Origin of the sequence: Variovorax paradoxus (assembly GCF_009755665.1) — a bacterium.
Classification (GTDB): Bacteria; Pseudomonadota; Gammaproteobacteria; order Burkholderiales; family Burkholderiaceae_C; genus Variovorax; species Variovorax paradoxus_G.
In genome coordinates, this window is record NZ_CP046622.1 from 4,645,783 (window position 1) to 4,663,501 (window position 17,719).

Annotated in this window: 11 protein-coding genes; 1 reads left to right on the top strand and 10 read right to left on the bottom strand. The window is 65.9% G+C overall.

The window, feature by feature from the left end; genetic code table 11:
- Positions 1-8 precede the first annotated feature (8 nt).
- The 5 genes from bamE to GOQ09_RS21730 all read right to left on the bottom strand — a co-directional run bounded on the left by bamE (position 9) and on the right by GOQ09_RS21730 (position 9,823).
- Positions 9-461, bottom strand: coding sequence for an outer membrane protein assembly factor BamE domain-containing protein (gene bamE, locus GOQ09_RS21710; RefSeq protein WP_242630910.1), 453 nt, complete (start codon positions 459-461; stop codon positions 9-11).
- A 40-nt stretch (positions 462-501) separates the two neighbouring features.
- A complete protein-coding gene (locus GOQ09_RS21715) occupies positions 502-1,731 on the bottom strand; it encodes an HlyD family efflux transporter periplasmic adaptor subunit (RefSeq protein ID WP_157615607.1) in 1,230 nt (409 codons plus the stop codon).
- Entirely contained in the window at positions 1,728-3,920 is a 2,193-nt protein-coding gene (locus GOQ09_RS21720; RefSeq protein ID WP_207309980.1) for a type I secretion system permease/ATPase, read from the bottom strand. Before GOQ09_RS21720 ends, GOQ09_RS21715 begins: the two co-directional genes overlap by 4 nt.
- Before the next feature lie 92 nt (positions 3,921-4,012).
- On the bottom strand, positions 4,013-5,254 hold the full coding sequence (locus GOQ09_RS21725; protein WP_157615611.1) for a TolC family outer membrane protein: 1,242 nt from the start codon (positions 5,252-5,254) through the stop codon (positions 4,013-4,015).
- Positions 5,255-5,596: 342 nt separating this feature from the next.
- Complete coding sequence (locus tag GOQ09_RS21730) at positions 5,597-9,823, bottom strand: tandem-95 repeat protein (protein ID WP_157615612.1); 4,227 nt, start codon at positions 9,821-9,823, stop codon at positions 5,597-5,599.
- A gap of 780 nt (positions 9,824-10,603) precedes the next feature.
- Here GOQ09_RS21730 and GOQ09_RS21735 point away from each other — a divergent pair.
- Positions 10,604-10,858, top strand: a complete 255-nt coding sequence (locus GOQ09_RS21735; protein ID WP_157615614.1) for a hypothetical protein — start codon at positions 10,604-10,606, stop codon at positions 10,856-10,858.
- 60 nt (positions 10,859-10,918) lie between these two features.
- On the opposite strand, the gene GOQ09_RS21740 is transcribed toward GOQ09_RS21735, so the two are convergent.
- The 5 genes from GOQ09_RS21740 to GOQ09_RS21760 form a co-directional block, all read right to left on the bottom strand.
- Positions 10,919-11,272, bottom strand: a complete 354-nt coding sequence (locus GOQ09_RS21740) for a hypothetical protein (RefSeq protein ID WP_157615616.1) — start codon at positions 11,270-11,272, stop codon at positions 10,919-10,921.
- Between the two features lie 253 nt (positions 11,273-11,525).
- Positions 11,526-13,619, bottom strand: a complete 2,094-nt coding sequence (locus GOQ09_RS21745; protein WP_157615618.1) for an HlyD family efflux transporter periplasmic adaptor subunit — start codon at positions 13,617-13,619, stop codon at positions 11,526-11,528.
- Complete coding sequence (locus tag GOQ09_RS21750) at positions 13,613-14,965, bottom strand: efflux RND transporter periplasmic adaptor subunit (RefSeq protein WP_157615620.1); 1,353 nt, start codon at positions 14,963-14,965, stop codon at positions 13,613-13,615. Before GOQ09_RS21750 ends, GOQ09_RS21745 begins: the two co-directional genes overlap by 7 nt.
- A gap of 31 nt (positions 14,966-14,996) precedes the next feature.
- Positions 14,997-15,782 (bottom strand): efflux RND transporter periplasmic adaptor subunit, encoded by a 786-nt coding sequence (locus GOQ09_RS21755; protein WP_157615622.1) that lies wholly within the window; start codon positions 15,780-15,782, stop codon positions 14,997-14,999.
- The gene (locus GOQ09_RS21760) at positions 15,782-17,683 is read right to left on the bottom strand and encodes a TolC family protein (protein ID WP_157615624.1); all 1,902 of its coding nucleotides are present in this window, start codon (positions 17,681-17,683) and stop codon (positions 15,782-15,784) included. The genes GOQ09_RS21755 and GOQ09_RS21760 overlap by 1 nt, the downstream gene beginning before the upstream one ends.
- Positions 17,684-17,719: the final 36 nt, after the last annotated feature.

Sequence of the window (17,719 nt, forward strand, 5' to 3'; positions counted from 1 at the left end):
CCGGCGGGTTACTTGGCCGTCGCTCTGGACACCAGGTCCATGCACTGCTTGCGGCGCCAGACGGTCTCCCGCACGGCTTTCTTTCCCTCGTCGAACACGACCTTGTATTGGCACACGAGGTAGTTGCTGGATTCGGGCAGTCGGAACTTGAAGTTGTAGTCCCACTCCGGACCACGCGGTCCCTGCGATTCACGCAGCGGTTGCCCCAGAAGGCTTTGCACCTGGGCTGCTGCCAGACCGGCTGTGATCTGCCGGAATGCCGACGGTTGCGTCCCCACACCGTCGCGCAAGAAGGGCTCACGGAAGTCGGGGCGCCGCGCATCGACGTCCCGGTATTCAAGCTTGTTCGGGTTGCTGACCGGATCGACCGGATTGTCCCGTGCAGCAGCCGGAAGCGCTCCTGCGACCAGCGTGAGGCTCAGCACGAGGGCGGACACGGGGTTGGTTCGGAAAGAATGCATGGAAAAGGTCCTCATTTTTCAGGGTGGTTGCTGGAATGGATCAACGCTCTCGCAGCGCTTCCCGCGCGCGGTTCAGTGGTTTGGTCAGGTAGTCCCAGACGGTTTTCTGGCCGGTCCGGATGTCGGCCGTGGCGACCATCCCCGGCACGATGGGAAATCGCTGCCCGTTCTTGCTGACCAGCGCGTCCGAATCGGTGCGCACCAGCACAGGGTAGTAAACGACTTCGGGCTTGACCTCATCGCGCAGGGTGTCGGGCGCGATGTTCACGACCTTGCCGTCCAGGCCGCCGTAGATTGAGTAGTCGTATGCGGTGATCTTCACCAGCGCGTTCTGGCCGGGATGAATGAAGGCGATGTCGCGTGGCGAGATGCGCACTTCCACCAGCAATTGGTCGTCGAGCGGTACCAGCGTCAACAACGAACCGTTGGGCGGCACCACACCACCGATCGTGGTGACGTCCAGACTCTTGACGATGCCACGCACGGGCGACTGCAGTGTCAGTCGATCCAGCATGTCCGCCCGCCCCCGCACCACGGAAGACAGCGACTTGACTTCGGCGTCTGCCTTGGCGAGCTCCTCGCGACTGCGCACCATATAGCTGGAGCGCGCCTCGGCAATCTTGAGTTCGAGTTCGGCACCCTGGCGCTGCAAGCGGATCAACTCGACATTGCTGGCGGCGCCGCTGGCAACCAGAGAGCGGGTGATCTCCAGCTCGCGGCGCACCAGCCCCAACGCTTGACTCAAGCCGCCCACGGTCTCGGCGAGGCCCGCACGCCGCGAACGGAACAGGGCCGCCTCCGAGGATGTCAGCTGCGGCCACTCCTTGAGCTCATCCGGAAAATTGATCTCGCTCTGCCCGTTGACTTCCGCGCGCAGGCGCGCACTGCTGGCGAGCGCCGCGCGGTATCGCGCCGCGGACTCTTCCACGTTCGACTCGCCGCGGGTTGGATCGAGCTGGGCCAGCACCTCGCCCTTCTCGACGATCTGACCTTCACGCACGCGCAGTTCGGTCAAGATCCCGCCTTCGAGGGACTGGATGCGCTGCTCGCGCGAACTGGGGATCACCTTGCCTGTACCGCTGGATACCTCGTCGATCTGGAAGTACCAGGCCCAGGCGAAGAACGCCGCCAGGAACACCGCTGTCAACCACACGATCCGACCGGACTTGCTGGCGCGAACTTCATCGTAGTCGTCCAGGTTCGCAACGCTCGCGGCCCGGCGCGCCGCATCTGCAGCCGGGTGAGGCCTGGTCTTCAGACCTGCGTTCATGATGCATCTCTCCCCGTGTGTTCGTCCTGCGTGCGCGCGGCCTGGCCCTGCGCTTGCATGCGATGGATGACCCGCGGCGACTCGGGCTTGGCACCCGTTTCCGAAGAACTCGCGGACGCACCTTTGCGCAGTTGAGCCAGCACGTCGTCGCGCCTGCCGTCTATCACGACGGTGCCACGGTCGACCACGATGACCCGGTCGACTGCATCGAGCACGGCGGGGCGGTGGGTTGCCACGACCAGCGTTCGACCGGGCGCCATGGAACGCAGCGTTGCGATGACCTCGCGTTCTGACACTTCGTCCAGCGTGGCAGTCGGCTCGTCGAGCAGCAGCACGCGCGGCTCTCGCAGCATCAGGCGTGCGAGAAGCAGACTCTGCCGCTGACCGCCGGATAGGCCGAGGCCGCCCTCTTGCACTGGATGGTCCATGCCCGTCGCGAGCTGACACACGAAGGACCATGCGCCCACGGCGCGCAATGCATCGATCAGCTGGGCGTCGGTGGCATGCGGTGCGCCCAGCGTGAGATTTTCCCGCAGCGTGCCGTGAAAGAGCCGGGCATTCTGCGTCAGGAGGGCCACGTCCCGCCGCACGTCGGCAGGATCGATATGAGACAGGGCCACGCGATCCAGCAGCACCATGCCGGCTGTGGGCTCGAGCAACCCCGACAGCGCCTGCAGCAGCGTGGACTTGCCTGCGCCGTTGCGTCCGAGTATGGCGATGCGCTCGCCCGCACGGATATTCAGCGTCTTTACGCTGAGCACTGGCGTTCGGCCATCATGCGTGAACGCGGCCTCCCGGAGCTCGTAGTCGCCTTGCAGAGAGGGGCGATGGATGCGCGTGCTGTCGGGCGCGTGGTCGACCGGCAATTGCATCAATTGGTCCAGACCCTGGCTCGCCACGCGGGCCTGCTGCCACCTATTGAGCACCTGGGTCACGCCCGCCAGCGGTGCGAGCATGCGGCTCACCAGGATCGACGCGGCCACCAGCACACCCGTGCTCATCTCGCCGGCAATCACCATCGGGGCTCCGAAGAAGATCACGACGGCGAAGGCGCCCCCCTGGACCGTTTGCAGCCAATTGTTCAGACCGTTGAGCAGTGCGCGCAGCTTCAGGCCGGATTCGGCGTTGACGGCGTTGTAGTGATTCCATTGATTCTGGAACCGGGGTTCCGCCTGGAGCACCTTGATGTCCTCGATGCCCTGCACCGCCTCGACCAGCATGGCACTGCGCAGCGACGACTCGCGCATGCTGGCCTGTGCGAGCTCCCGCAGTCGGCGCTGAGCCAGCAGGCTGGGAAGCAGCAGCAGCACGAACGCCGCCAGCGGCACCAGAACCAGCGGGCCGGCGATGAACCAGAACACCACGCTGAACAGCAGGAAGAACGGCAGATCCGCCGCCGCCGTCACGGTCGTGGAGGTGAGCATTTCGCGCACCGGTTCCAGCTCCCTGATCTGCGAGATGAAGGTGCCGGTCGCGCGAGGGCGCGCCGTGTTCCGCACGCGCAATGCGTGCCCGAAGACGCGGTCCGAGATCCGCAGGTCGGCGCGCTTTCCAAGCGCATCGGTGATGTGCATGCGCGCACCGCGCATCATCGATGCGAAGAGCAGCGACAGCAGGACGCCACCGAACAATACCCAGAGCGTCGGCGTGGACTGGGCCGGCACCACGCGGTCATAGACCTGCATGGAGAACAGCACACCACCCAGGGCCATCAGGTTCGTGATGAACGACGCGATCAGAATGTGCGCGAAGGGCCGCAGGTCGGCGAGCACGATGCGGCGCAGCCAATGGCGTTCGACAGGCTTGATATAGCCGTCCACACGCGAATCGGGTGCCGACTGCAAGGGGCGAAGCACGGCCATCGCCTGCACATGGGGCTGAAGTTCCTCGACGGTGCGCGTACTTTCCGCCCCCTGATCTCCGCAGAAGGCCAGACGCAGCCCCTCGGCCGTGATGGCCGTGACCACGGCCACCTGATCGCCGTCGAGCTGAACGACCACAGGGAGGCGCCAGGGACTGAGTGCATCGAGGCGAGGCGCCATGTGGCGCAGTGCGAGCCCGGCCTGCTGCGCCATCCGGCGCACGCTCTCTTCCAGCGTCAGGCTGCTGTCCCAGTCCGCCGCGACGCGGATGCGTTCGCGCGACGCATCGAGCTGGTAGTGAGCGGCCACGGTCAGCACCGCGTCCATCCATCCCTGCGCGAGGCCGGAGAGTCCGCGCGCGGCCGCCGCCGGGGAAGACTCCACTGCCTCGTTGTTCCAGCTGGGCGAGACGATGGCACTCATCGCACGCCCCCCGCCACGCTGGCGCTCAGATCGTCGATGCCGAACGTCGTGCGCAACCGGCCAGTCTGATAGAGGCATTGCACCGAGAGGCGCTGCAGCTCGTGCGCGCTTTCGACCTGCTCGAAGCGCACGGCGTGGTACTCCTGCTCGGCGTTGAGCAAGTCAAGGAGCGAGCGCGTTCCCAGCTGCAGGTACTGTTGCTTGTACAGATCCCGCGTGGAGCGGATGCTGTCGGCCCGGGCGGCCAGCACGGGCAACCGCTGAACCTGGCCCTGCGATTGAGCCAGCGCATCCTCCAGCGACTGACGTGCTGCCAGCTCTGCCTGGGCCCGCGCTGCGTCTGCCGCACTCAGCGCGTACGCAGCAGCGCGCTTGCGCGCCTGATTGCCGCCGCCCTCGTACAGCGGCGCCGAGAAGTTCAATCCCACGCTGGTGTTCAAGCCGTTTTCGCCCGGCAGGCGAGAGCGAGCATCCAGGCCTCGGCCCACCGAACCGTCCAGCGACAGCGTGGGCAGGAGCTGCGCCTCGGCCGCGCGAAGGTCCGCCTTGGCGATCTCGCGCTGAGCGTCGGCAAGCTGCACAGCGGGTGGATTGATCTGTTGCGTGTCGGTGCCCGCGCGGCAAGCCCCGTCGAGCGCGGCCGGAGTCGCATCGGCGATGTCGACCGGCGAGCGAGAGCCCGTGAGATGCATCAGATTCACGCGCCAGCGGGCGAGTTGCGCGTCCGCCGTCAGCTGTTGGGCACGGGCCGCCTCCACACGAGATTGGGCCTGGACCACATCCGAGCGCGAACTCGCGCCCATCCGGCCGCGTTCCAGCACCAGATCGGTCAATGCCTGAACACCCTGGATTTGTTCGCGTGCGATCTGAGCCAGTTCCTTCTGCCGGTGGATCTCGATCCACGAGAAGGCCGTCTCGCGCGCGACCTCATCCGCGGACAACAGGGACTGCGCCTTGGTGGCGGCCACCGAAGCCTCCGCCTGTTCCACCGCGCTTGCGACTTTCCCGAAGTCGTAGAGCATTTGAGACACGGACAGTTCGACCGTATGCAGCCGGCGGCTCTCGTAGGAGCCGATGTTCCGGTTGCTCAGCTGCGAGTTGATGCCGCCGCGCACTTGGGGGTAGTACCCCGCACGCGCGGTTTCGATGCCTTCGGCCGCCTGCAGGATCTGCTGCGCGGTCGTCCGCACACTGGGATGCCATTCGACCGCTGCCCGCATCGCCTGGGGCAGACTCAATCGAATGGATTGCACTGCGCCGGCTGGCACCTGCGGATGTCCGGGTGAGGCTGGCGGGACCTGCGCCTGTACCACGCCCGATAGCGCCAGCAGGCAGGCTCCGACCGCCGCGGAAGCAGTCGCACGCTTGCGCCGAGCGCCTATGAGAAAAGGAAGCATGGAATGAGAAGGAAAAAAATGAACCCGGACGAATGACGTGCAGAAAACGGGTGAACTCCTCGACTTTCATCGCGATCCACCAAAGTAGCCTCGCTGCCACCTGCCGAGCGGATACTCGGCGAGGTGGCATCCGTCCTTAGTGGCGCGACACTGCGGAGCAGCGCCGCGCCACTTGGTCAACTGCTAGGCGTACATCGCCGAAGCGTGGTGCAGCTCGTCGTCAAGCGCAGTCGCCACCGGCGGAACGAAGGTCGGCGAATCTGCGCTGAACGACCCTTCGCCGGTCACCGTGTGTACGCCCATCGCCGTCTGCGCTGGAAGGAAGGCGGCGTTGAGCAGACCATCGAAGGACGACGCGGAACTGTCTTCCGAGCTCAGCAGATCCGCCTTCCACGCGGCGTAGTTCCTTTCGCCCGCGTCGTCCTGCGCTTCGAGACCATCCACAGCCTGCAGCCCCAGTGCGTCGGCGCCCATGAAACTGAAAGCGGTCGGTGGCGCAGCATTGCCGAATGTGACGTTCAGCGTCTGGGTCGCTACGTTGCTCACATCGCCGTCGCGGTCCGTGACCTGATAGGTGATGGTCTCCGTGTAGTTGGCCGGCAGTGCCTGGTAGTTGAATTCGCCCGTCTCGAGTTCCACGAGCAGCGTCCCGCCTGCCGCTGTGGTCACGGTCAGCGTTTTCGCGATCGCATCGAAGGCGTAGTCAGGGGGGCTTCCATCCGGCGTCACGATCAGCTGGCCGGTGGCGGTGTCGTAGGCATAGACATCGCCGTCGATGCTCAACGTCGAGACATAGCCGCCATCTCCTCCGAACCCTTGGCCCTCTCCGAGGCCGCCGGTCAGCAGGTTGCCCACGGCCGGTGGGCTGATCGTGCCTTGGAGCACATCGTCCAGCTCGCTGGTGTCGCTGATGATCAGGCCGTCCTTGTCGGTGCCATCCGGATCCGTGCTGCCGTCGTAGGCGATCGGGTTGACCTGCGCCGCGTGTCCCGCATTGAGGCTGTTGCCGATGCCGACTGCGTACGAATTGATGTCCCTGTCGGCCAGGAACTCTGTCCATGTCGCTTCCCGGTCGGGCGTAATGCCTGCCCCGGCGTTGGGTTCGCCGTCGGTGAAGAAGTACGCGACGTTCTGAACGTCGGGCCCGGCCAGCTTGCCAGCGGAATCGTAGCCGGTGGCGCTCATGGCAGCCTGCAGCGCGGACCAATAGTTGGTCGTTCCATTGGACGACAGTGCATTGATGGTCGAGATCGCCGTCCCCGCGTCCATCCAGTTGTCATAGGCCTGGCCGTTCGTGCTGAAAGTCACCAGCTTGATCATCACGTCGCCGTAGTCGTCATAGCCTTCGATCAGCTTCTGGATGGCCTCCTTGGCGCGCTGGAGCCGAGTAGGGGTCTCCATGGCCATGCTGCCCGACAGATCCAGCACCACCATCAGGTTCGTCTGGAGTGGCTCCACGTTCACGGAGATCTGACCGTCGCCGAGCAACGGCGCGTCGTCTTGCACACCGACATTGAAGGTCGCCGGCGCGCTGTTGTTCACGCCGTCGCCGACGGTGGCCGTGAAGGCGAGGGACAGCGCGTCCGCTCCACCTGCCGGGTGGTCCATCGGACCGGTCAAAGTAGCCGTATACGTCGCAGCAAAATTGCCCGGGCTCGTTTCGCTCACCGGGCCCACCTGCACCGTCATGATCGAGGTCACGACACCGCCGATCACCGCGCTGCCGGTCAGCGTGCCCGAGGCGGCATCCCAGTTCCATGTCACGGGTTGCCCCTGGGACGTGATGCCGGCGGGACCGCCGAGCGACACGACAAGATCGGAGGCCACGGTGCCCGCGTCGCCATCGGCGAACGAGAGCGTCCCCTGCGTCACGTCGGAATGGTCCGAGCCGTCGTAGATACCGCCAGGCAGGGCATCCTCGTAGACGGGCCCTGCCGATGTCGCGCTCACCGTCGGCGCTTCATTGAGGTCCTGCTCCGCGAGGTTGACCGCGATGTCCGTCGCGCCGCCGGCGCCGTCGGTGGCCCGCACGGTCAGCGTGTGGACGTTGGGGCCGGCTTCATAGTTGTTGGCCTGCGCACTCACACCGGCTGCCGTCAGGGTGATGCGGCCATCGGCGTCGATCGCATACCACCCGTTGTCGTTGCCCGCCGTGATGGCGTAGGTGGTCGACGGGCCGTCCACGTCGGTCGCTCTCACAACCCCCAGGACATCTGCTTCCGTGCTGTTCTCGTCGTACGAGAACGAATAGCTGCCGGTCGGGTTGTTGTCGCCGCCGACGAACACGGGCGCATCGTTGACCGGGTTGATCGTCACTTCCACGGTGCTCGTGGCCGTGCCGCCGTTGCCGTCATTGACGACGACCGTGAAGCTGTCCGTGCCGTTGAAGTTCGTGCCCGGCGTGTACGTGTAGGTGCCGTCGGGGTTGACGGTCACCGTGCCGTTGGCTGGCGGGGTACCCACCACGTAGGTCAGGCTGTCGCCGTCCAGGTCGACGCCGGTCACCTGGCCGCCCACGGGCGTGTCCTCGGGGGTGGTCAGCGCGTAGTTCGGAACGGTGGGCGCGTCGTTGGTCGGGCCGACCGTCACTTCCACGGTGCTCGTGGCCGTGCCGCCGTTGCCGTCATTGACGACGACCGTGAAGCTGTCCGTGCCGTTGAAGTCTGGGCCCGGCGTGTACGTATAGGTGCCGTCGGGGTTGACGGTCACCGTGCCGTTGGCTGGCGGCGTGCCCACCACGTAGGTCAGGCTGTCGCCGTCCAGGTCGACGCCGGTCACCTGGCCGCCCACGGGCGTGTCCTCGGGGGTGGTCAGCGTGTAGTTCGGAACGGTGGGCGCGTCGTTGGTCGGGCCGACCGTCACTTCCACGGTGCTCGTGGCCGTGCCGCCGTTGCCGTCATTGACGACGACCGTGAAGCTGTCCGTGCCGTTGAAGTTCGTGCCCGGCGTGTACGTGTAGGTGCCGTCGGGGTTGACGGTCACCGTGCCGTTGGCTGGCGGCGTGCCCACCACGTAGGTCAGGCTGTCGCCGTCCAGGTCGACGCCAGTCACCTGGCCGCCCACGGGCGTGTCCTCGGGGGTGGTCAGCGTGTAGTCCGGAACGGTGGGCGCGTCGTTGGTCGGGCCGACCGTCACTTCCACGGTGCTCGTGGCCGTGCCGCCGTTGCCGTCGTCGACGACGACCGTGAAGCTGTCCGTGCCGTTGAAGTCTGGGCCCGGCGTGTACGTATAGGTGCCGTCGGGGTTGACGGTTACCGTGCCGTTGGCTGGCGGCGTGCCCACCACGTAGGTCAGGCTGTCGCCGTCCAGGTCGACGCCGGTCACCTGGCCGCCCACGGGCGTGTCCTCGGGGGTGGTCAGCGTGTAGTTCGGAACGGTGGGCGCGTCGTTGGTCGGCCCGACCGTCACTTCCACGGTGCTCGTGGCCGTGCCGCCGTTGCCGTCGTCGACGACGACCGTGAAGCTGTCCGTGCCGTTGAAGTTCGGGCCCGGCGTGTACGTGTAGGTGCCGTCGGGGTTGACGGTTACCGTGCCGTTGGAAGGCGGCGTGCCCACCACGTAGGTCAGGCTGTCGCCGTCCAGGTCGACGCCGGTCACCTGGCCGCCCACGGGCGTGTCCTCGGGGGTGGTCAGTGCGTAATCCGGAAGGGTTGGCTCGTTGTTCGGCTGCACCGTCACGTCGACCGTGCTGGTGGTCGTTCCGCCTCTGCCGTCGGTGATGACGACAGTGAAGCTGTCCGGGCCCTCGTATCCCGGTTCGGGCGTGTACGTGTACTCGCCCGTTTGGGGGTCGATCACGACCGTGCCATGAGCCGGAGGCTGTCCCAGCGTGTAGGTCAGCGTGTCTCCATCGGGATCACGAGCGACCACGGTGCCGCTCCCGCTGTGGCCAACGCGAACTGCAACCGAATCGGGCTCACCCGTTGGCGCTCTGTTCAAGGGCGGCTGCGCGACTGGAGGCAGGGAGAAACCCCCACCTCCTCCACCGCCGCCACCACCACCAGCGCCTGCCGCAACGCCGACGCCCAGAAGCGCCAGACCTGCGACGAGCCAGCCAGGCAGGCCATCCGATGCCGCAGCCACTGGAACGCCGTCGAGCCATTCGATCTCGGTGAAGTGGAACTCGGACCAGGATCCGGTGTACTGGCCCCACCAGAGCACGCCTGCCTCATCCTCCAGGACGAGGTCGTTGCGACCCCCCTGCGGATACTCGTTGAAAAAGCCTTGCAAAACGGTGGAGCTGCCGTCGCGCAGCGACAAGACCAGATCGCCACCTTTTCGTTCATACCTGACGACGCTCTCCGGAGCGATCTTCAGGTGAATGACAGAGGCCTTCTCGAGAGAGAGCGCTTCGACGCGGGTATCGACAACTGGGCCACCATCCTTGGGAACAACTTGTATTTGCTTCATCTTAATTGAGGGTGATGAGTCGGCAGCGCTCCGACTCTGGACTGGCGGATTTACCAATTGGTTTGATTCCGCGACGGCGCCGATGCTAGATACAACGCGTGCAACATCTGCAAGCTCTAGCGATGAAAAATTAACAACTGTGAATTAATTGGCGATCTTTAGCCGACCGGAGTTATTCCGGGCGAGGGCTCGCTCTCGCAGACCTTGGCTGCAGCAACGTTGCGACGAACGTTTCCTCTGCTTTTGCCGAGTGAGCGCATGCGGCACAGCAAAATGCAGTCCGTATTTGCAAATGTGAGTTTTTCACATGAATTTCGCCGCAACGCGAATAGCGAATTCGCTTCATGCAATTACAGTCAATTCTTTTAGATGTGACTTTGTTCACATCGAACAAGGGAAATCACCTAGACGCGGCCGCGTCCAATTCCTCAGCCATTGATCACCGTGGTGCAGGAGCCGGTGGCCCTGAGGCTGTTCGAAGCGCGTGGGTGGTTGGCGAGCACGCGTCGAATTGCGGACCTAGACGCCGCGGATTGCCATCATCCGCAATTGGCAGGAAGCGGCGCCGCGAGACTCGGAATTTCTTGCCTCCTGACAAGGTCCGGGATCCGCGCCGCATTGCGGCCGAAAACAATCTGGCTTTTTTTTGGGGGCGGCGAGTTTATTTACAACTGCCCTGAGCGTTTTTAGGATTTATGAAATCAAGTCGATTTTGCGGAAAACTTCACAGTTCCCACACCCCCCCGATTCGGGGTTTCTTGAGTCTCGGCCGCTGGGAACATGTTCGACAACTCGCTCGCTGTCGTCTGCGTACCGTCTTGCATTTGCGGAGAAGGCTCTATCGAAATGCCGGAAGATGCGGCCGTTGGGATTTCGCCAGACCGGTTGGAGCGCGCCTTCGACGAGGTCTATCAAATCGACAATCCAAAGCCGGGGGCCAATATTGGCGCGGCGGTCGGCCGCTCCATCGTGAAGCGGCTCCCGAAGCTCCTGGCGCATCCGATCGATGTGCGCTCCCAGCGGCTTGCGAAGTGACCACGGCGACGAGTCCTTCAGCGGAGTCAGCAACCCCGTCCTGCTTTTTCTAGAGTGCGTCTAGGCAGCACCACGCCGCGCCCTGCGAACTGCCCGTGCCAATGCCGATTCCAACCGTAAAAGTCTCAGTGCCAGCGCCTGCATTTCACCGACGAGCGTCACTGCATCAATGTCACCCGTGCTCCCAGCGGCCCTGAGGGAATCTTGCAGCCTGAGCGCTTGCGCCGGGTCGTTCAGATGCACGAGGTGGGCGGCAGTGCCGGTCGCCTTGCTGATCGCTGCCGTCAAGGTTTGCATCACCGAACGCAGCTGTCGGTCTCGCTCCAGCATGGCTTCCTCTACCGTGACCTCCACTGGCGCATGCGGACGCGCCTCTACAGGGCCCATGTCTTGCTCGTTGGTATCTTTGTCCATGTTTCTTTTGCAGAGATGTTCCGCAGTGCCGCCCTCGCGCAGCACTTGGGCAAACTGGAGATCTGAAGCTGTTGAGCCTACTGTGCGTGGGCCTGGCTCAATGTCAGGAAGAGACGACTGTTGCGCGTAGGCGCTCGCAGCATTGGCGGGGATCGCGGCAGCACATTTTTTAGCAACCGCAGAGGCGGCCTTCTCCGGACTCAGCGCCCTTCCCACGGGCCGTTCAGCTTCTCTGGCAAGAACGACGCACATCCTAGAAACCCGCCTGCTGGATCAATACCGAGACCGCACTGGCAGTCCAGTTGTGTGCAATGCTTTCTCGGGTGCCTTCGAAATGCACCTTCACCTCGCGCACCGCGGCAAGAGGCGTGTCCGATTCGCCTTCCACGAGCACGCGGAACCACCCTTCGGCTGGCCGCAGTTCCGTCTTGGGCCGGGTGGGGTTGAGTGCAATCGGCCCGCCGTGGTCCTGCGCGAGCAGCAGGTGCGGCAGGCGCTTGACCGGACTGCTGTCAATCGCCCGCACCTTCCCCTGCAGCTTGCGCGTGCGCCCCTTCACGATCACCGTGGCTTCGCTGTCGAGCGACAGGCGCTGGCGGTCGTGTTCCGGCACCAGCGCCTCGACGCGCCAGCGGCGGCCGTCCACGACCATCGCAATCAGCTGCGACGGGCCGAGCCAGGTCTCCTGGCCCACGAGCGGATCGAGGTCGCGAACCTCTCCGCTGTGCGACGCCACGAGCCGCAGCCGAAGCAATTCCGCCTCGCGCGCGCGGCCCTCGGCCAGCCATCGGCTCGCCTGCTGCTCCGCCACGGCCAGTTGCGCAGCCGGGCCTTCGGTCAGTCCGAGCGAACCGCGCGCGGCGCGCGCATAGGCGCTTGCGAGCGCATGTGCCTTGTCGCGCTCTCCCGCTTGGGCGGGCGCGTCGAGCGTGAGCAACTGGCGGCCAGGTTGAACCTCGAGCCCGTTGCGAATGTCCATGGCCGTCACGCGGGCTGCGAAAGGGGAATACACAGGCTGCTCCGAACCGGCCTTGAGTACGCCCGGTGCCGTGATGCCCGCCCGCCACGGCACCCACAGCACGAGCGCGGCGACGGCGAGCACCAGCAGCCAGACCAGCTTCCGGCGGTGCGGAATCTCCGCCCTTCGTTGCATCCACACGCGGAACTCCGCTGCAATCGGGCGCCCGACGAAGACGGCAAGCTCAACGAAGAACAGAAGAACGCCCAGCGCCTTGAAGAAGGCGTGATACACGACGACCGCGATCCCGACGAAGAGCACGAGCCGATAGATCCAGGTGGCGAAGGCGAAGGCGATCAGAAAGCGCCGGAAGCCGGGCGAAAGCGTCTCCGGCAGAGGGTCGTCGAGCCCGAGCAGCCAGCGGCGCATGAAGCGTTTCGCCTGCTGCCCCGCACGTTCGTGCAAGCCCGGAAAATCGAGCGCATCGGTCAGCATGTAGTAGCCGTCGAAGCGCATGAACGGGCTGGCGTTGACCAGCAGCGTCAACACCCAGGCCGTGGTCGCCAGAAAGAACAGCGCATTGCGCAGATCGCCGTCGGGCAGAAAGGCCCATAGCAAGGTCGACCAGGCCGCCAGCACCAGTTCGGATGCGATGCCGGCCGAAGCAATGGCAAAGCGATGGCGCGAGCGCTCGAGCTTCCAGCTCTCGCCCGTGTCGGTATAGGCCATCGGCCACATCACAAGCAGCGCGACGCCCATGTGGCCCACGCGCACACCGTGCCGCGTCGAGACGAGCGCATGTCCCAGCTCGTGGAGCAGCTTGGAAACGATCAGCGCACCGGCAAAGCCCAGCACGCCCTCCCAGCTCAGCGCACCACGCAGGTTGGCCTCGACGGTGTCCCACTGGCGCGCTGCGAGTACCAGGCCGGCCAGCGCGGCGAACGCCGTCAGCCCCACGAACCAGCGCGTGAACAGCCAGCTCACCCAGGGCAGCAGCCGCTCCAGCAAGAGCGCCGGCCGCACGAGCGGAATGCGCACAAACAGGTAGTTGTTGAGCAGCCAGCGCCAGGCCGGCATCGGTGGTTTTGGCCGCGCTGCCCGCAACAGTTGATGGCGGGCGAGAAAGCCCTGGAACTCGGCCACGTCGTCCGGCTCGGGCGCGAGCGTGGTGGCCTGCGCGACATCATTCGCGATGCGCTGCGCATCGGCGAGCCGCCACCGCCGCAGGAATTCGAACTCGAGCCAGCCGATGCGAAAGAACAGGTTGCGCACCGGGTCGCAGATGTGCCATGCCGGCGAGCCGTCGCGATTGGCGCCGGTCGCGTGAATCTGCAGTTCTTCGCGCAAATCCGGCCACGGCGCCGGCCCTGCGGCCGCGTGGCTCAGCATCCGCACCACTCCCGCATTGCGGCGAAGGGCCGCCGGAACATCAGGTATCCGAGCACGGTCCAGTCGCCCGACACGCGCGCGGTGCCACGCAGCCCGATGCGCGCAATGGGCGCCTTCTCATCGATGTGCCCGCGCAGCTGATAGCTCGCGACGCCGTTGGGTGCCTCGACGGCCTGGTAACCCGCGTAGTCGAGCCGTGCCGACACCGGGTCGAGCGGCGCCACGCGCAGGAACAGCGTCATCGGTGCGCCCGGTGCAAGATTGACGGCTTCGCTCACCGGCGCCCAAGCCTGCACGCCCAGCGAAGCCGGGTCGGCCAGCAGGCCGACGCGTTCGCCGGTCTGTACCGGCCGGCCTGCCCAATCGTCGGGGTCGGAATAGACGAACACGCCTTTGGCCGGCGCCTTGATCGAAAGCTGCGCCACCTCGCGCTGGAGAGACGCCACGTCGACTTCGCGCTCGCGCAACTTGCCTTCGGCCAGGTTGAGCTCGGCCTTGGCGCTTTGCGACTCGATCGCGCGCTGCGACGCCTGGTGCAGTTCGAGCCGCGCACTGGCCAGCGCCGCCTGCGCCACCGCCAGGCGATTGAAGAGGGTTGTATCGTCGAGCTCGGCAATCACCTGGTCCGCCTCGACCGGGGTGTTGGGCTGCACGGTGATCCGCCGGATGACGCCGTCGCGCGGCGACGCAATCACCTGGCTGCGCAGCGAAATGACTTCGGCCTGCACCAGTGCGTATTCGCGCACCGGCGCCAGCAGCGCGAGCGGCAGCACAAGCAGCGACCAGCGCAGTGCCCTCTTGGACCAGAGGCCCTGCCAGAGCGTGCCGATCGAGCGCCGGCGGCCGGTCAGCGCCCACCAGGCATGACCGTAGGTTGCCGCGGCCTGCAACAGCAGGTACTCCGGCGCCTCGGCGCCGAACTCGCTCGGCCATGGAAGCTCGCGCGCGAGCAGCAGCACGGCACGTGTATGGCCGTCCGGGCCTGTCAGCGGCAGCATCCAGACATGGTCGGGCAGCCAGTCCGCCCAGGACGCGGCCAACGCCGGTGGCAGCATCGAGGGCGCGAGCGAAAGCACCCGCGCGGCCGCCGGCAGGGCATCGAGCCGCGGCCGCAGGTGGTCGGCCAACTCGGCCAGCCAGAGCGCATAGGGCGAATCGGCCTCGACGTCGGCCAGCCCCGAATGGCCGACCAGCCGGGTACGCCGCGCGCCGAAGTAGCCCACCAGGGCCGCCTGCCGGTAGTGCGCGAGCGCGTGCGTTTCGTTGCAGATGACAAACGCCAGGTCCGCCGCGCGGTTGGACGCGCGCACCTTCGCGGCGAGCGCATGAAAAGCCAGATCGGTCACAGTTCGTTTTTCGGGCGGAAGCGGGCTCGGCTCAATGGCCCGCCGGAGGGCGAATCTGGCCGCTCATGCCAGGGAGCACCTGGGCTGCGCCGCTGGCGAGTTCGGTCTCGATCTCGACCGTCTGGCTCACGGCATCGACGCGGCCGGCGACGCGCGTCACCTTGAGGTCGCAGGCGCTGGCGGTTTCGTCCACCGTGCCTTGAAGGCGGTCGCCCACCTTGAGCCATGCGAGCCATTGCGAAGGCACGTTCATGCGCGCCTTGAGAGGGCCGTTGCCCACCAGTTCCACCACGGGTGCACCCGGGTTCACGCCCTGCCCCACCTTTACATGCACGCGCGCGACCTTGCCTGCAAAGGGCGCCACGAAAGCGCACTGGCCGAGTTGCGCATCGAAGATGCGGATTTGGCTTTGGGCCTTGTTGACGTTCGCGGCGGCAAGTTCGACCTCGACCTCCGCGGCCGACTGAAGCCCCTGCAGCTTCAGCTTGGCTTCGTACTGCACGCGGGCCGACTCGGCCTCGGCGCGCGCCGCGTCGCGGCGGGCCTGGAATTCAGCGCAATCGAAAGAGGCCAGCACCTGGCCGGCGCGAACGGTATCGCCGAGGTTCGCATGGACCTTGGCGAAGCGTCCGGCTGTCGAGGCCGAAAGAACGCTTTCCTGCGAGGCCACCACGAGAAAGCGCACCGGCGCCGCAGCGCTGGCTGCGCTCGGGGCCGCAGCCCGAGACGGTGCCGTTTGAGCCGCAGCTTGTTGCAGACCGATGCCGAGGCCGCAGATCGACGCGGCCAGCAGGCCGAATGCTCTGGAGCGGCGCATCACGGCTTCCCGGCGACCGAAGCGCTGTTGCTTGCAAGGCGGCGCAGATCGGAAATGACCGACAGCGTCGCTGCCTCGGCGAATGCGCCGAGCGCGCTCTCGCTCGGCGCATTCGGCAGAAAGCTCACGTAGCTCTGCGACAGCAGCCCGCGGCCGCCGGGTTCCGCGACGGTGACGCGCCATTGCGCACGCGTGGTGGCACGAGACTCCATGCGCTCGAATGCCAGTGTCAGCACCAGCGCGTCGCCGCCTTGCGAGGTCTGCAGGTCGTTGCGCGAGACGATGCGCTCGACGGCGCCACGCACCGCGGCCTCGTTCACGCCCGCAGGGAGGTTTTGCACGCGCACCGTGATCGGACGGCTGGGCGTCTGCACGGCAGCCGTGCGGACGAACACGACTTTTTCACCTTCGAGCAAGCTCTTGTCGATGGCGCTGGCCAACGTGGGAATGTCGGTGCCGGTAACGGTGTCGGGCAGCAGGTCGATGCCCACCGAGTTCAACACGCGGGCGTACGAGGCCTGCGTTGCCGCGTAGGCGGTGGAGAGCTGAAAACGCGAAACCAGTGCACGCGAATCGGTGCGCAAGGCTTCCAGCTCGCTCTCCAGCCGGTTGCTGCTGCCGGCGCGCGAGACACTTGCCAGGCGCTGGTCGACGCGGCTCGATTCGGCCGCGAGCTCCTGGTCGACCAGTGCGAGCTTGTAGCGCTCGGCCGACACACGCACCTGCGTGATCACCGCCATCGAAAGCGCCAGGCGACGTGCCTCGTCGTTGCGCAGGCGCGCTTCGTTGGTACGGTTGATCGCGGGAATGGCCGCCAGGCGGAACAGGTCCATCGACACGCTCACGCCCACATCGGTCCAGCTGTTGTTGTACAGCAGATCGTTGGAGTTGTAGCGCGGGCCGCCGTAGAGGTTCAGGCTCGGGAACAGGGCCGCGATCTGCTTCCTGGTTTCGTTGACGCCGACGCGGGCCTTGTAGTCCTCCTCGCGCAACTCGGGCCGGTTTTCCAGCGCAATGCGTTCGAGCTTGTCGATGTCCAGCGTCGCCGGCGCATGCTGGCCCATCGGGCTGTCCACCAGCGTGAACTGGGTGCCGGGCGGCAGGCTCATGAGCGCCGCAAGTTCGCGCTTCGCAAACTGCATTTCCTGGCGCTTGGCGTTGACCAGCGACATGGCGTCGAGCAATGCGCGCTGATAGGCGAGGCCCTGCGCCGGCGGCAGCACCCCGGCACGCTCGGCCTCGCGCGACTTGGCCAGCGCGTCTTCGATGCGCTTGGCGAGCTGGTCGGCTTCGGCCAGCAAGCGTTGTGCGCCGAGCGCCCGCCAATAGGCGTTGCGCACGTCCTGCACGATGTTCTGCAGGATCTTGCGGCGGCGCTCCTCGGCAATGTTGACCTCATCCGCTGCCTGCTTGGTGCGAAAGTAGGCCAGGCCGAAATCAAGCGCGTTCCACGACAGCGTGGCGCGGCCGTAGTAGTGCGAGCGCTGCTCGGAGGTCGAGGGGCGCAGGCTCACCACCCGGTCCTCGATGCCGATGCTGGTGCCGCCGGAATCGTTGTTGCGGTCGTTGTAGCCCGCGTCGGCCACCAGCTTGGGCAGCATGTCTGTGGCCGACACGTCGAGCAGCCCGCGTGCGAGCGCGCTCTCCATCAGCTTGAGGCGGTAGTCCAGGTTGTACTTGAGGGCACGCGCCAATGCATCGGAGTAGCCGATCGGCGCGGAGACCGGTGCCTGGTCCTTGTACATCTGGGCCTGGTCGCTCTGCACGCGCTGCGCGACCTCCTCCGGCGTGACCTGCACGGGATTGACGCTGCAACCCGCCAGCAGCACGGCGATGGCCGCGGCCGCCCAGGTAGGGGCACCGGGGAGCTTCGATTTCTTCACGTTGAGAGTTTTGGTCATTTGGGTATCGGTTCTGAAAGATGGTTCGATGGCAGG